At 58.3% G+C, this 14,629-nt stretch carries 14 protein-coding genes; 8 read left to right on the top strand and 6 right to left on the bottom strand.

Going from position 1 to position 14,629, the window contains the following annotated elements; all coding sequences use genetic code 11:
• Window positions 1-508 precede the first annotated feature (508 nt).
• On the top strand, window positions 509-2,053 hold the full coding sequence (locus ACMGG9_RS13270) for a TerC family protein (RefSeq protein WP_033650932.1): 1,545 nt from the start codon (window positions 509-511) through the stop codon (window positions 2,051-2,053).
• A 16-nt stretch (window positions 2,054-2,069) separates the two neighbouring features.
• Here the strand turns inward: ACMGG9_RS13270 and ACMGG9_RS13265 are convergent, their stop codons facing one another.
• The 4 genes from ACMGG9_RS13265 to pabB all read right to left on the bottom strand — a co-directional run bounded on the left by ACMGG9_RS13265 (window position 2,070) and on the right by pabB (window position 7,684).
• Window positions 2,070-3,656, bottom strand: a complete 1,587-nt coding sequence (locus ACMGG9_RS13265; protein ID WP_342173689.1) for an EAL domain-containing protein — start codon at window positions 3,654-3,656, stop codon at window positions 2,070-2,072.
• Between the two features lie 268 nt (window positions 3,657-3,924).
• Window positions 3,925-5,289 carry an L-serine ammonia-lyase gene (gene sdaA / locus ACMGG9_RS13260; protein WP_025159820.1) on the bottom strand — a complete coding sequence of 455 codons (1,365 nt, stop codon included), beginning with the start codon at window positions 5,287-5,289 and terminating at the stop codon, window positions 3,925-3,927.
• A gap of 446 nt (window positions 5,290-5,735) precedes the next feature.
• Window positions 5,736-6,314, bottom strand: coding sequence for a CoA pyrophosphatase (locus ACMGG9_RS13255; RefSeq protein ID WP_033644292.1), 579 nt, complete (start codon window positions 6,312-6,314; stop codon window positions 5,736-5,738).
• Complete coding sequence (gene pabB, locus ACMGG9_RS13250; protein WP_197755881.1) at window positions 6,311-7,684, bottom strand: aminodeoxychorismate synthase component 1; 1,374 nt, start codon at window positions 7,682-7,684, stop codon at window positions 6,311-6,313. The genes ACMGG9_RS13255 and pabB overlap by 4 nt, the downstream gene beginning before the upstream one ends.
• Before the next feature lie 525 nt (window positions 7,685-8,209).
• On the opposite strand from pabB, the gene ACMGG9_RS13245 reads away from it, so the two are divergent.
• Both ACMGG9_RS13245 and ACMGG9_RS13240 read left to right on the top strand, forming a co-directional pair.
• On the top strand, window positions 8,210-9,211 hold the full coding sequence (locus tag ACMGG9_RS13245) for a glycosyltransferase (RefSeq protein WP_033643379.1): 1,002 nt from the start codon (window positions 8,210-8,212) through the stop codon (window positions 9,209-9,211).
• A 70-nt stretch (window positions 9,212-9,281) separates the two neighbouring features.
• Entirely contained in the window at window positions 9,282-9,521 is a 240-nt protein-coding gene (locus ACMGG9_RS13240) for a YoaH family protein (protein ID WP_033643378.1), read from the top strand.
• Between the two features lie 34 nt (window positions 9,522-9,555).
• Here the strand turns inward: ACMGG9_RS13240 and purT are convergent, their stop codons facing one another.
• Window positions 9,556-10,734, bottom strand: coding sequence for a formate-dependent phosphoribosylglycinamide formyltransferase (purT, locus tag ACMGG9_RS13235; RefSeq protein WP_117187797.1), 1,179 nt, complete (start codon window positions 10,732-10,734; stop codon window positions 9,556-9,558).
• A gap of 246 nt (window positions 10,735-10,980) precedes the next feature.
• On the opposite strand from purT, the gene cspC reads away from it, so the two are divergent.
• The 5 genes from cspC to yebF all read left to right on the top strand — a co-directional run bounded on the left by cspC (window position 10,981) and on the right by yebF (window position 13,910).
• On the top strand, window positions 10,981-11,190 hold the full coding sequence (gene cspC / locus ACMGG9_RS13230; protein WP_004927572.1) for a cold shock-like protein CspC: 210 nt from the start codon (window positions 10,981-10,983) through the stop codon (window positions 11,188-11,190).
• Window positions 11,191-11,337: 147 nt separating this feature from the next.
• Window positions 11,338-12,720, top strand: coding sequence for an ATP-dependent RNA helicase DbpA (dbpA, locus tag ACMGG9_RS13225; RefSeq protein WP_108680923.1), 1,383 nt, complete (start codon window positions 11,338-11,340; stop codon window positions 12,718-12,720).
• An 88-nt stretch (window positions 12,721-12,808) separates the two neighbouring features.
• On the top strand, window positions 12,809-13,132 hold the full coding sequence (locus tag ACMGG9_RS13220; protein WP_033643375.1) for a YebG family protein: 324 nt from the start codon (window positions 12,809-12,811) through the stop codon (window positions 13,130-13,132).
• Window positions 13,133-13,171: 39 nt separating this feature from the next.
• Entirely contained in the window at window positions 13,172-13,480 is a 309-nt protein-coding gene (gene yqfB / locus ACMGG9_RS13215; RefSeq protein ID WP_004927562.1) for a N(4)-acetylcytidine aminohydrolase, read from the top strand.
• A 70-nt stretch (window positions 13,481-13,550) separates the two neighbouring features.
• Window positions 13,551-13,910, top strand: a complete 360-nt coding sequence (yebF, locus tag ACMGG9_RS13210; protein ID WP_004927560.1) for a protein YebF — start codon at window positions 13,551-13,553, stop codon at window positions 13,908-13,910.
• A gap of 57 nt (window positions 13,911-13,967) precedes the next feature.
• Here yebF and ACMGG9_RS13205 read toward each other — a convergent pair whose 3' ends face one another.
• Complete coding sequence (locus tag ACMGG9_RS13205) at window positions 13,968-14,531, bottom strand: lipoprotein (RefSeq protein WP_016927416.1); 564 nt, start codon at window positions 14,529-14,531, stop codon at window positions 13,968-13,970.
• Between the last annotated feature and the right edge of the window lie 98 nt (window positions 14,532-14,629).

Raw genomic sequence — 14,629 nt, 5'->3', positions numbered from 1 at the left:
CTTGGCAGTCACTTCCGCGGTTCAGATACATTATGGTAGAAAAAAAGAAACGCACGCCTAACATTTCTCACGCAGTTTCAAATGCCTGTGCGTGATACTTCACGAACGCGAGATTTATTTTAGTGAGTGAAAAAATATTTTTTGTGACGCTGCTCCGCTATTGAATGCTCGGATAAATCTTAACGGTCGTGGGCGAGATGACAGGGCGCAACCTTAAACCGCCGTTGAAAAAGCCGCTTTGTCCCCCAGAAAAATCCTGATACAGTAATTTCCTCTTTCATCACTAAGGAGTGAAGGGCCTCAGCCCTCCCTATGGACTGTCACCGAAGTTACTGTTTTTCCAGGTTTCACCCGCCACCTGCTGGCGTTACATATGCTGTTCGGCCGCTCGGCCACCACCCGGTAATCCCATCCCGTCACCTTGCTATTGTCGACTGCGCCCATGCAGCGGCGGCATCGTCACGTCTGAGCCTCCTGCGCTCATTCCCACTTTTCTCTGGAGTCTGATATGGAATTTTTAATGGACCCCTCTATTTGGGCGGGGTTGCTTACGCTGGTGGTGCTGGAAATCGTGCTGGGCATCGACAACCTGGTGTTCATTGCCATTTTGGCCGACAAGCTGCCGCCGAAGCAGCGTGATAAAGCGCGCATCATCGGCCTGTCGCTGGCACTGCTGATGCGTTTGGGCCTGTTGTCGGTGATCTCCTGGATGGTGACGCTGACCACGCCGCTGTTCAGCGTCGGCGATTTCAGCTTCTCGGGCCGCGATCTTATCCTGCTGTTCGGCGGGGTGTTCCTGTTGTTCAAAGCCACCATGGAGCTGCATGAACGGCTGGAAGGGCAGACGCACCAGGACGGCGCCAACCGCGGTTACGCCAAGTTCTGGGCGGTGGTGGTGCAGATCGTCATCCTCGACGCGGTGTTCTCGCTCGATGCGGTGATTACCGCCGTGGGCATGGTGAACGATCTGCCGGTGATGATGGCGGCGGTGGTGATCGCGATGGCGGTGATGCTGTTGGCGTCCAAACCGTTGACTAACTTCGTTAACGCGCACCCGACCATTGTGGTGCTGTGCCTGAGCTTCCTGTTGATGATCGGCCTGAGCCTGATCGCCGAAGGCTTCGGCTTGCATATTCCTAAAGGTTATCTGTACGCCGCGATCGGCTTCTCGATCCTGATTGAATTGTTCAACCAGATCGCGCGTCGCAACTTCATCAAGCATCAGGCGCGTCGCCCGATGCGTGAGCGCACTGCGGAAGCGATCATGCGCCTGATGGGGCAGCAGCGCGCGCAGCAGACGGACGATGCGGTCGCCTTGCCGCGGGATGAAACCTTTGCGGAGGAAGAGCGTTATATGATCAGCGGCGTGCTGACGCTGGCCTCGCGCTCATTGCGCAGCGTGATGACGCCGCGCACCGAGATTTCCTGGGTCGATTGCGAGCGCTCTCGTGAAGAGGTGCGCGAACAGCTGCTGGACACGCCGCACAGTCTGTTCCCGGTGTGCCGCGATTCGGTGGATGAGATTGTCGGCGTGGTGCGCGCCAAGGATCTGCTGGTGGCGCTGGAGCAGGGTGAAGATATCGCCGAGTTCGCCGCCCGCACGCCGCCGATCGTGGTGCCGGAAACCATGGACGTCATCAAGCTGTTGGCGGTGCTGCGTCGCGCCAAAGGGCGTCTGGTGGTGGTCACCAACGAGTTCGGCGTCGTGCAAGGGCTGGTGACGCCGCTGGACGTGCTGGAAGCGATTGCCGGTGAATTCCCGGACGAAGATGAAACCCCGGACATTGTGGTGGAAGGCGACGGCTGGCTGGTGAAGGGCGGGACCGACCTGCACTCGCTGGAACAGGCGCTGGCCTGCGATGACCTGGTGAGCCCAACCGCGGACTACGCTACCCTGGCGGGGCTGCTGTTGGCCCACTACGGCCAGATGCCGGTGGTGGGGGATACTATCGAGCTGAACCACCTGCGTTTCGATATCGTCGACGTCTCCGAATACCGCATCGAACTGGTGCGTGTCACCCGCGTCGTCTTTGACGAGCCGACGCAGTCGTAACCCGTTCGCCGGAGGCTCAGGCCTCCGGCGAATCCTCTTGCGCATGCCTGACGCGCGATTCGTACTGCTGCAACCACAGCGGGAAAACGTGGATCGGCATCGGTTTGGCGAAATAATACCCCTGCAGGGCATTGACCTCGCGTGAGCGCAGGTAGTCAGCCTGTTCCGCCGTTTCTACCCCTTCAGCCACCAACTTCAGCTTCAGCCGCTGCGCCAGCGTAATGATGGTGTCGGTCACCGTGGCGTTTACCGCGTCGGTGCCGATGGCCGCGGTAAACCCGCGGTCGATCTTCAACACGTCCGGGCTGAGGTTTTTCAGGTAGCTCAGCGAACTGTGGCCGGTGCCGAAATCGTCGATGGCCAGCATGATACCCATGTCTTTCAGCGTCCGGATCTGGTCATGCTGGATGGCCGACAGCGCGGTGCGCTCGGTCAGCTCCAGCATCAGTGACGGCATTGGGTGCGCCGGCAGCCAAATCTGGCGGATATCGTCGATGATGTTGAGCGTTTTAAAATGCTCGGCCGCGACGTTGATGCTGATGTAGAACGACGGCCGCGGCGGGAACAGCTGCAGATTTTCCGTCACGGTGTTCATCAGATAGCGGGTCAGCGGAATGATCAGCTCATGCTGCTCGGCCAGCGGGATAAACACGTCGGGCGAGATCCACCCCTGCCGTTTCTTTTTCCAACGCAGCAGCATCTCGACGCCGGCGCAGCGGCCGGTATCGCTGTGAATGATCGGTTGGCAGTAAACGCGGAACTCCCGGTGGGTAATGGCATGACCGATGTGATAAGACAGGCTCATACGGTTAGCGGTGAGCAGGTAGACCACGTAGGCCGCCAGCAGGCTGATCAACAGCGCCAGAGGAATATGGCGCGGCAGTGCGGAAAACGCCAGCATGCCGACCTGCGGGCCGAACAGCGAAATCGAGAACGGGTACCGCTCGGAACCGGCGGTGTAACGCAGGTCGTTGGTCAGGGTGTCGCGGCGCAGGATTTCACGGCGTCCGTATTCCAGGCTGCTGTCGGCTACGTTCAGCACCATTCGCTGAACATAAGGCTCCTGCGGTTCGAGTAAAAAGTTCGATAACAGCTCGATATTGAAGACGTGCAGAACGCCGCTGGTTCTATCGCCGGGGGAGGGTGTCCACATCACCAACGTGGGCAGTCCTTTGCTCACCGCCAACGAAGGGCGCAGCGCAAGCTTGACGTTGCTGTTGACGAAAATCGGCAGCACGGCGGCCAACTGATAATGACGGGCGCCAAACAGGCTGGAGCAGTAGATGATGCCATTTTTAACCAGCAGCATGGCGCGCAGCGCCTGATTTTGCGCGGCGCGAAAGCGCAGGGTCGATGAGACGTTCTCGCAGGGTTGTTCCAGCATGTCCATACTGCGTTCCGCTTGCAGCTGCGCGGGGGACAGCAGCTGGTCAATCTTGCCGACGGTGCGGGTGGCCAACGTTTGCTGGCTCTGCTCGATGCTTTTGACCTCTTGATAGTAACGGGTATACAGCGATACCAACAGAATAGCCGCGCCCACCGCTCCGGCCAGCAGCCAACGGTAGTAACGATATTGGGACGCGGCGAGGTGGGTCATCAACATCCGGTAAATCCTTGTTCGGTAATCCAGCTCCGAGTCACGGTCAGGCCATAGATCCTTAAGTTGCGCTCGGCTAATTCTAGCCTGAGGTTATACAAGATTGATGGTAACTCAGTAAATTATTTCGATTTGGCAAAACAGAAGGTCAATTTGCAGGCTAACCGCCGGATCGATGAGAAAAATGCAGGATTTTTTCTGGTGACATTGTCACAAAAAACGCTCAATGAATTGATTACCCATAAAAAACCCCGCCGGGTGGCGGGGTTGTCGGTCAGTCGCATTGCACCTTGATAGCCAGGCCGCCGCGTGATGTTTCTCGATACTTGGCGTTCATGTCTTTGCCGGTTTCATACATGGTCTCAATCACCTTATCCAGCGAAACGCGCGGTTCGCTGGTGCGGCGCAGGGCCATGCGGGCGGCGTTGATCGCCTTGACCGAGGCGATGGCGTTACGTTCGATGCACGGCACCTGCACCTGGCCGGCGACCGGATCGCAGGTCAGACCCAGGTTGTGTTCCATGCCGATTTCCGCCGCCACGCATACCTGTTCAGGGCTGCCGCCCAGCAGTTCGGCCAGGCCGGCCGCCGCCATGGAGCAGGCAACGCCGACTTCACCCTGACAGCCGACTTCGGCGCCGGAAATGGAGGCGTTCATCTTGTACAGCGCGCCGATGGCGCCCGCCGCCATAAAGTAGCGGATATAGATGTCCGGGCTGACGGACTCGATGAAGTGATCGTAGTAAGCCAGCACGGCAGGCACGATGCCGCAGGCGCCGTTGGTCGGCGCGGTGACGACGCGGCCGCCGGCGGCGTTTTCTTCGTTAACCGCCAGCGCGAACATGTTGACCCAGTCGATCACGTTCATCGGATCGTTGGACAGTTTGTCCGACGCCACCAGCATGCGGCGCAGCGCGGAGGCACGGCGCGGCACGCGCAGCGGGCCCGGCAGCACGCCTTCGGTGTTCAGACCGCGATCGATGCAGGCGCGCATGGTTTGCCAGACGTTACCGAAGTAGGTGTCGATCTCTTGCTTGCTGTGCAGCGCCAGTTCGTTCTGCATCACCATGCCGGACAGCGACAGCCCGGTCTCGCGACAGTGGTCGAGCATTTCGCGCGCGGAATTGAACGGATAAGGCATTTGCAGTTCTTGCTCGGCGGCCTTGCCGAAGTTCTCTTCATCGACGATGAAGCCGCCGCCGATAGAGTAATAGGTCTTGCTGTACACTTCTTTATCGCCGGCGAAGGCGTGGACCTGCATGCCGTTTTCGTGCAGCGGCAGGTTGTCGCTGCGGAAGACCATGCCGCCGTCGCGCGGGAAATCGACTTCATGCAGGCCGTTGGCCAGCATCAGGCGTTGACGTTGTTCTACATCGCGAATAAAACCCGGAATGCTATCGATATCGACGGTGTCCGGCATGTTGCCGGCCAGGCCGAGAATGATAGCGATATCGGTATGGTGACCTTTGCCGGTCAATGAGAGTGAGCCGTAAACGTCTACGGCAACACGCGTGATAGAAGGCATCAGGCCTTTATTTACCAGATCGTCGACAAACTGTTTGCCGGCTTTCATCGGTCCAACCGTATGAGAGCTGGACGGGCCGATGCCGATCTTAAACATGTCGAAAACGCTAATCACGCTAAAACTCCTTAAAGAGACGTATTGTTATGGCTGCGGCGGTTAAAAACCGCGCAGGGAACAGCGATATTGTAAAAGGGCCGTGCGGGTTCGGCTGCCTTTTTCGCATGAAATTAAATAATCCGTGGTGTCGCTTTTTTTACTGATTACCCGGGGCGAACCCTTGTGCGGGGCATCCGCTTTCGCCCAAGCTCCATTAACGGTAATCGCGCCAGCTTTCCTTGCTGAACGCCGCCGGCTTAATCCCTGTTTCTACAGTGGTTTATCTCGGACGGTGGTATTTTACAGGTATTTCGTAAGGTTTAAGAGAGGGTTTACAGTTTTTTTAAAACCATTCAACCGGAACGGTAGTTGAAAAAGCGATCAAATGAAGTGATTTCGATCGCTTTACCCGCAGCGGAGGCCGGCAACCGTGCCAGATTGCGAGTCAGATCACGCAATACCGGCTAAATACTGACTTGCTGCGCCAGGCGGCGAATGATGGCGGCGGTCAGCCCCCAGATAAACTGGCTGTGGTACCAGGAAAGGTAAATCCGGTGCGTATGGCCGGCGCGATGAATGTCCAGCGGGTAGTAACGCGACAGGGTCAGCGCCTCCCGCAAAGGCATTTCAAACACGTCAGCCACTTCGCCTTCGTTGGCGCGGAACTGCACGTCCGGCGAGACCAGGCCGACGATAGGCGTGACCTGAAATCCGGTGCTGCTGTCGAGTGGCGCCATTTGGCCAAGTATGGTAACCGCCTGCGGCGGTATCGCCACTTCTTCCTGCGCTTCTCGCAGCGCCGTCACGATCGCTGACCCGTCTTCAGCGTCGGTTTTACCGCCGGGGAAGGCCACCTGGCCGGCATGTTTGCGCAGCGAGTCGGCGCGGCGGGTCAACAGCAGCGTCGGCTCGGCGCGGCAGACGATCGGGATCAGCACCGCGGCCGGGCGCACATTGTGCGAGATCTGCGCCGCCTGCGGCAGCTGCAGTTGGAAACGGCTGATAAAGGCGTGCAGTGAAGCCGGTGCATTTGGTGGGATCACGACTGGGCGCACTCCCCGAGCTGCGGCAGAATGCGGCCAACCTTGTCGAAGGTCTCCTGATATTCCGCCTGTTCCTGGCTGTCCGCCACGATGCCGCCGCCGGCGGAGCAATGGATGCGGCCGTTTTCGGTGACGAGCGTGCGAATAGTGATGTTGGTGTCCATGGTGCCGCAGGCGCTCAGGTAACCGATGCTGCCGCAATAGGCGTTGCGACGCTGCGGCTCCAGTTCTTCGATGATTTCCATCGCCCGCACCTTGGGCGCGCCGGTGATCGAGCCGCCGGGGAAGCAGGCACGCAGCAGTTCGGTCGCCGAGGCGGTGTCCGGCAGGGTTGCGGTGATGGTGCTCACCAGGTGGTGCACCGCCGGGAACGGCTCCACGACGAACAGCTCCGGCACGCGCACGCTGCCGGGCTGGGCGACGCGGCCGATATCGTTGCGCAGCAGATCGACAATCATCAGATTTTCAGCGCGGTCTTTGGGTGAACCGGCCAAACGACGAGCCTGTGCGGCGTCTTGTTCCGCGTCCGCCAGCCGCGGCAGCGTGCCCTTGATCGGGCGGGTTTGGATGCGCTGCTGCTCCAGCCACAGGAAGCGCTCGGGAGAAACGCTCAACACGCTGTTGTGAGGCAGACGCAAGAACGCGGAGAACGGCGCGCGGTTGCTGGCGCTCAATTGGCAAAACGCCTGCCATTCATCTCCCTGATAGTCTGCGGAGAATCGCTGCGCCAGATTGATTTGGTAACAGTCGCCGCTGCGCAGGTAGTGCTGAATGCGTTGGAACTTCTCGCCGTACTGCTGCCGGCTCATATTGGCGCGCCAATCGCTCACCAGTGTGAAAGGGCGTGCCGCAGGCGCGGTTTGGCTATTGAGCCAGCGCCAGCGCTGTTCCACGTCGCCATAGCTGAGCAGCGTCAGCGTTTGCAGCCGGTGGTCGGCGATCAGCGCCCAGTCATAAATACCCACCGCCATGTCCGGCAAGGCGAGGTCGGCTTCGGCCAACTGCGGCAAGCTTTCCACCCGCCGCCCAAGATCGTAGCCGAACAGCCCCAGGGCGCCGCCCTGAAACGGCAGATCCGGATTAAAGGCCGGTTGCCAACCTTGCGCCACCATCTGCTGTTGCAACAACTCAAACGGATCTTGTTGCGACCGTATTGTTACGTCGTCACTTATGATTTCCGTGGTGGCGCCGTGAGTCGTGAAAGTAATGCGCGGCTGCGCGACCAGAATATCGAAGCGGTTGTGCGAATGGTCGGCAAAGCCCGAGTGCAGCAGCATCGCCCAAGGCTGCGATGAAAGCGGGGCAAAAAGCGTCATCAGGGCGCTGCGATGGTAGGGCAAAGACTTTATGTTTGGGGCGGTTACGCTCATGAACGTCAATAAACCTGGCTGTGAAGACGGCAATATCTAGCGGCTAGTGTGCCATAGACGGCCATGGCATGCATGTTTTGCCATGCGAGACATGCAGCACACCTCACATAAACGGCAGTTCAATAAACCTGAAATAAGGCATTTTTTGCGCCATTCATCTTACTTCTCTATGTTAAAAATTTAACGTCAAAATAACTGGAAGCATTTTTCACCGAGGGCGCAAGACCCGAGAAATATAAAGACAACTCGTTAATTTCACACTTTTATTGTTGCTCGCTGTTATTAAGCGGGCGATGCGAAACGGTTTTGCCTGTGTTTTTTAAGGTGGCCGTCTTGTGAAAGTTATTCCTTGTTGTGGAACGCTTTTCTTGTAGAAAGCATGAAAAGACAAACAAGATGAATCTTATTTAGCTCGCGGCGGAAATGTGAATGTTTGCGTCATATTTCGCTCGGGCGCTGAAGCGATTTCTATTTTTCAAAAAAATAAAATTATCATTTTGTTACATTATTATTGAAGAGCTGCCTATGTCGTTAATGCTGAGCGTCATCGTCCCGATGCACAATGCGGGAGAACTGTTAGAACCTTTCCTGGCTTCGTTGCTTGCTCAACGAGAACAGCGGTTGGAGGTGATCATCGTTAACGATGGTTCCACCGACGGTTCGGGGGAGGTCGCCCACCGCTATGCGGCGGCGCATCCGCATATTCGGGTTATCGATCAGGCGAACGCCGGCGTTTCCAATGCGCGTAATGCCGGGCTCGCCGTTGCCCGAGGAAAATACGTGGCGTTTCCCGACGCTGACGATCTGCTGGCGCCGGAAATGTATTCCACGCTGCTGGAGCAGGCCGAACGGCACCAATTAGACGTGATGCAATGCAATGGCGAACGCTATTTTGCCAGCCAGGACGAATTGCAGCCGATTTTTCCTCAGGAGCGTTTACGCACCACTGATGTTATCACTGGCGTTCAATGGTTCGAACGCGCGTTGAAATCGCGAAAGTTTATTCACGTTGTGTGGTTGGCGATATATCGTCTCGATTTTATCCGCCAGCATCGGCTCTATTTTGAACCGGGCTTACATCACCAGGATATTCCCTGGACGACGGAGGTCATGTTTAATGCCAAGCGGGTCAAATATTTAAGCACGCCGCTGTACCGCCAACGGGTGCACGACAAGTCGATCAGCAATCGCCGCCGCACCGGCAAGGCTAACGTGGATTATCAGCGCCACTATATGAAAATCGTCGAAATGCTGGAGCGGCTCAACCTGCGTTATGCGAGCACCATCGCCATTCGGCCGGCGTTTCATTGGCAGATCACCCGCGAAGCGCTGGGGATTTGCCACAGCATTCGCCGTGAGCCGGATCCGGCCGCTCAGAATCAGATTACCGAAGAGTTTTACCAACGTGGCATCGACAGAGCGATGCTCGCCAATGCGCGCGGCGTGAAGCAGGGGTGGCATGTCATGCTGTGGCGGCACCGTTTAAAGCAGTGGCGCAACGATAACGGCTGTTCACAGCCGGCCTGAGGCACAAGACGTTGGGATCCGCCGCGTTAGCGCGTATACTCCTTCTCCCTTTTGCCGGAGAGAACGACACATGCATGCAGGTATGCCATTACTGAGCCACGCGGAGCAGCAGGAAGCGGCGGATCGCATCCATCAGCTGATGGAACAGGGCATGAGCAGCGGTGAGGCCATTGCTCGCGTTGCGCAGGAAATTCGTGAGAAGCATCAGGGCGCGCATGTCGCGGTGCTGTTCGATGACGAAGACGAACAGCAGGATGCCGCGCCGGAGGCGTCGCGGGATGACGATGCTGAAGAAGACGAAGACTATTGATGTTATCGGGGCCGCGCAAGCGGCCCCGTCAGTTTTAGCGGTTGACCGCCACGGCGGCGGCGGCCTGTTTCGCCAGCTCCACCGCGAGTTCCGTGGTGTCCGCCGTTGCCAGCGCTACACCCAGGCGGCGCTGGCCGGCGATTTCCGGCTTGCCGAACAGACGCAGCTGGTTGTGCCCGCGCAGCGCGTTTTCCAATCCGCTGAAGCGCACATCGGTGCTGGTGAGCTGTGGCAGGATCACCGCTGAAGCGGAAGGGCCGAACTGGCGGATAGCGCCGATCGGCAAACCGAGAAACGCGCGCACGTGCAGGGCGAACTCAGACAGATCCTGTGAAATCAACGTGACCATGCCGGTATCGTGCGGGCGTGGCGACACTTCGCTGAAGATCACGTCGTCGCCACAAACGAACAGCTCCACGCCGAACAGCCCGAAGCCCCCCAGGGCCTTCACCACTTTCTCGGCGATAGCCTGGGCCCGGCTCAGCGCCGTAGCCGACATGCGTTGCGGCTGCCAGGATTCGCGGTAATCCCCATCCTCCTGACGGTGCCCGATCGGCTCACAGAAATGCACGCCATCCACGGCGCTGATGGTCAGCAGCGTAATTTCAAAATCAAATCTTACCAGCCCTTCGACGATCACCCGGCCACCGCCGGCACGGCCGCCCTGTTGGGCGTAATCCCAGGCGCTTTGCAGCTGTTCGGGCGTGCGGATCAGGCTCTGGCCTTTGCCGGAAGAGCTCATCACCGGTTTGACGATGCACGGGTAGCCGATATGCTCAACCGCCTGGCGGAAAGCGATTTCACTGTCGGCAAAGCGGTAGCTGGAGGTGGGAAGACCGAGCTCTTCCGCCGCCAGACGGCGGATGCCTTCACGGTTCATGGTCAGGCGTGTGGCTTCGGCGCAGGGCACTACGCGGTGGCCCTGGCGTTCAAGCTCGACCAGCATGGCGGTGGCGATCGCTTCGATTTCGGGAACGATATAGTCCGGCCGCTCGTGTTCGATGACGGCTTTCAACGCGTCACCGTCCAGCATATTGATGACGTGGCTGCGGTGCGCCACATGCATGGCCGGCGCATCGGCGTAGCGATCGACGGCGATCACCTCCAGACCGAGGCGCTGGCATTCAATGGCGACTTCTTTACCCAGCTCGCCGGAGCCGAGCAACATGACGCGGGTGGCGGAAGGGCGCAGGGCGGTTCCAATCGTTAACATAGTTTCGTACCTGGATCGGTGAAAGTAAGCGGATTGATGATCGGCGGGCAGTATATACGAAAACGATTGCGCGCGCAGCCGCCGCGCCGGTTTTGTTGCTAACTGGCTGTTTTTATAACAAACAGAAATATTTGCCCTGTATGAGCGATTGTGCGTTAATAACCGACGGCGAAAGAAGGCCTACTTATCGAAAGGTTTTCGCGTCTCGTGCCGTCAAGGCAGGTTTATCAAGTAAAGGAAACACAAATGAGCAAGATCACTGGTCACGTTAAATGGTTCAACGAAAGCAAAGGTTTCGGCTTTATTACCCCTGCCGACGGCTCTAAAGACGTTTTCGTTCATTTCTCCGCTATCGTCAGCGATGGTTTCAAGACCCTGGCTGAAGGCCAGCAGGTTGAGTTCTCCATCCAGGACAGCCAACGTGGCCCAGCCGCAGCCAACGTCGTTGCGATTTAACGACTGCGTTGCCAAGAAACCCGCCGCCGGCGGGTTTTTTTATGCCCGCACCCCGTAACGCCGCCCATCTCTGTTATCATTTACCGCTGATTCGGCGCTTACCTGCGGGCGCGCCGCCATTCCATTCGTCATATAAGAGTTATCGCCGTGAGCACAGTTTCTTTTTCTTCCCTGCCGCTGCCAGCCGAACAGTTGGCCAACCTCAACGAACTGGGGTACGCCGAAATGACGCCGGTACAGGCCGCCGCATTGCCCGCCATCCTGCAAGGGCGGGACGTGCGCGCCAAGGCGAAAACCGGCAGCGGTAAAACGGCGGCCTTCGGCATTGGTCTGCTGAACAGTATCGTCGTCGGTCAGGTCGCCACGCAGGCGCTGGTGCTTTGTCCCACCCGCGAGCTGGCCGATCAGGTGAGCAAAGAGCTGCGTCGCCTGGCGCGTTTTACGCAAAACATCAAGATCCTGACGCTGTGCGGCGGCCAGCCGATGGGGCCGCAGCTCGATTCGCTGGTGCATGCGCCGCACATCGTGGTGGGGACGCCGGGCCGTATCCAGGAACACCTGCGCAAGAAAACGCTGCAGCTGGACGAGCTGAAGGTGCTGGTGCTGGATGAGGCCGATCGCATGCTGGACATGGGGTTCGCCGACGACATCGACGATGTGATCAGCTATACGCCGCCGCAACGTCAGACGCTGCTGTTTTCCGCCACGTACCCGGCAGGCATCGAGCGCATCAGCGCGCGCGTTCAACGCCAGCCGCTGAGCGTCGAGGTGGACGATGGCGAAGCGCAGACCTCCATCGAACAACGCTTTTATGAGACCACGCGCGATCAGCGCCCAGCGCTGCTGGTGTCGGCCATTCGCAATCATCAACCTGCGTCCTGCGTGGTGTTCTGCAATACCAAACGCGACTGTCAGACGGTGCTTGAGGCCCTGGAGGCCCGCGGCATCAGCGCGCTGGCGCTGCATGGCGATCTGGAACAGCGCGACCGCGACCAGGTGTTGGTGCGTTTCGCCAACCGCAGTTGCCGGGTATTGGTGGCGACCGACGTCGCCGCACGCGGGCTGGATATTAAAGAGCTGGAGCTGGTGGTCAACTACGAGCTGGCGTTCGATCCCGAAGTGCATGTGCACCGTATTGGCCGTACCGGCCGCGCCGGCATGAGCGGGTTGGCGATCAGCCTGTGCACGCCGCAGGAAATGGCGCGTGCGCACGCGATTGAAGACTATCTGCAGATGAGCGTCGACTGGTCGCCGGTGTCCGAGCTGAGCGGGGCGGCCAACGGCTCGCTGGAGGCGGAAATGGTGACGCTGTGCATCGACGGCGGCCGCAAGGCGAAGATCCGTCCCGGCGATATTCTCGGGGCGCTGACCGGTGATGCCGGGCTGACGGCGGCGGAAGTGGGCAAGATCGATATGTTCCCGGTGCATGCCTATGTCGCGATCCGCAAAGCCAGCGCGCGCAAGGCGCTGCAACAGTTGCAGCAGGGCAAAATCAAAGGCAAAAGCTGCAAGGTGCGGCTGCTGAAATAAGCCAAAGGCGGGCGGCGGTTTGCCTTCCCGCCACGATCTATTTATACTGTATATAATCACAGTAATTTGAGTATTTGAGGACGCACGCATGGCGGTTGAAGTTAAATATGTGGTGGTGAGAAACGGTGAGGAAAAAATGACTTTCGCGAGCAAGAAAGAAGCCGACGCCTACGACAAAATGCTGGATCTGGCGGACAACCTTGGGGAGTGGCTGCAGCAGGCGCCGCTGAACCTGGATGACGAACAGCGCGAAGGGCTGAGCTTTTTCCTGGCGGAAAACAAGGATGCGCTGGGCCTGATTCTGCGCGGCGCATCGCCGGCGGAAACCCTCAAGAAACCGGCGGAAAGCAAAGCGAAAAAAGCGGCCTCTACCCCAAAAGAGGGATCTGCGTCAGAAAAGCAGGCGGCATAATGACTTATGTTGCGGTGTTGTGATGAAAAAGGATCTAAAATGAGCCGTGAAATAACTTTCTTTAGCCGCTTTGAGCAAGACATTCTGGCCGGGCGTAAAACCATCACCATTCGGGATGCCAGTGAATCGCATTTTGAACCGGGCGAGGTATTGCGCGTCAGCCGCAATGAGGACGGCGTATTTTTCTGCTTTATCGAAGTGCTGTCGGTAACGCCGGTGCGCCTGGATGCGCTGACCGAACGCCACGCACAGCAGGAGAACATGTCGCTCGGCGAACTGAAGCAGGTGATCAAGGAAATCTATCCGGGCCTGGATGCGCTGTTTGTCATTGAGTTCGTCAAACGGTAACCCTTTGCCGAAGCCCTGTTGTGAGCCAGGGATGGGCGCCCGGATAGCGCTAATCACAACGGGAGGACATATGAAAAAAACGGGTTTGGCTATCGCCTTGTTGGCCATGATGGGAGCATCGACGGCGGTGTGGGCGCAGGATCACGAACAGCGCGCCGCCAAGGTGGGGCAGTGTGCGGGCCTGCAGCCGGCGGATATCGCCGCCCAGGTCAAGCGCGACTTCTTGCAGAACCGCATTACGCGCTGGGAGTCGGACAAAAAGCTGCTGGGTACCGCAACGCCGATTGCCTGGGTTAGCCCGGATGCCATCAGCGGCAAGGATCAGGTATGGCAGGTGCCGTTGACGGTGCGTGGCACCAAGGCAGATAAAACCTACAACGTGACGCTCAACTGCAACACCGGCGAAATCGCCTACAGCGCCCCGCAGTAACGCTTTCCCGGCAGTAAAAAGCCCGCCGAGCGGCGGGCTTGATGTTCTCAGGCGGTGTCAGTCGCTGAACGGAATCACCAATTCACCCGGTTTCACTTCCAACCCTTTCGCCAGTTTTTTCGCCAGCGCTTCGGTTTTGCTGTTGTCAGGATTCAGCACATAAGCCGGCTTTTGGTCGAAGTAGGATTTCAGCGACTGGTTCAGATACGGCGTCAGCGCTTTCATCACCGTCTGCATTTTTTCCGGCTGCACGCTGTAATCGGTCAGCTCCATGTCCTTCAGGAAAATGGCGCCCTGCGCCCGGTCATAAACCGGCTGCGCCTTCAGCGTCAGCTTCAGATCCGCGGTCTGCGGGCCGAGAATCGACGTGATGTTGACCTTGGCGTCGCCGGAAAGGGTGACTTTACCCGGTTCGCTGCGGCCGATCTGGCTTTGCAACTGAGTCAGCACGATGTTGGCGTCCAGCAGGCCGGGCACGCCGATTTGCTTCTGATAGTCGTTATGTTTCTGCAGGTAGTCATTCACTTCCTGCTCACTCAGGGTGTACTGGGTCAGTTGATTGCAACCGGCCAATACGCCGGCGAACAGCAGGGCGGCTGCGCCCATCAGGATCTTCTTCATTAATGCCTCATTGCGACTGCTGGCGAAAAGTGCTGCAGATAATTGATTAATCATTATAAACGCTCCGCCTGCGCGTGAAAACGGCAGGCGGCGGTATG

The sequence above is a fragment of the Serratia sp. BNK-10 genome, from assembly GCF_047456065.1.
Lineage (GTDB): Bacteria > Pseudomonadota > Gammaproteobacteria > Enterobacterales > Enterobacteriaceae > Serratia > Serratia ureilytica.
Note: the sequence above shows the minus strand (reverse complement) of the source record. Positions and strands in the feature narration are given on the sequence as shown.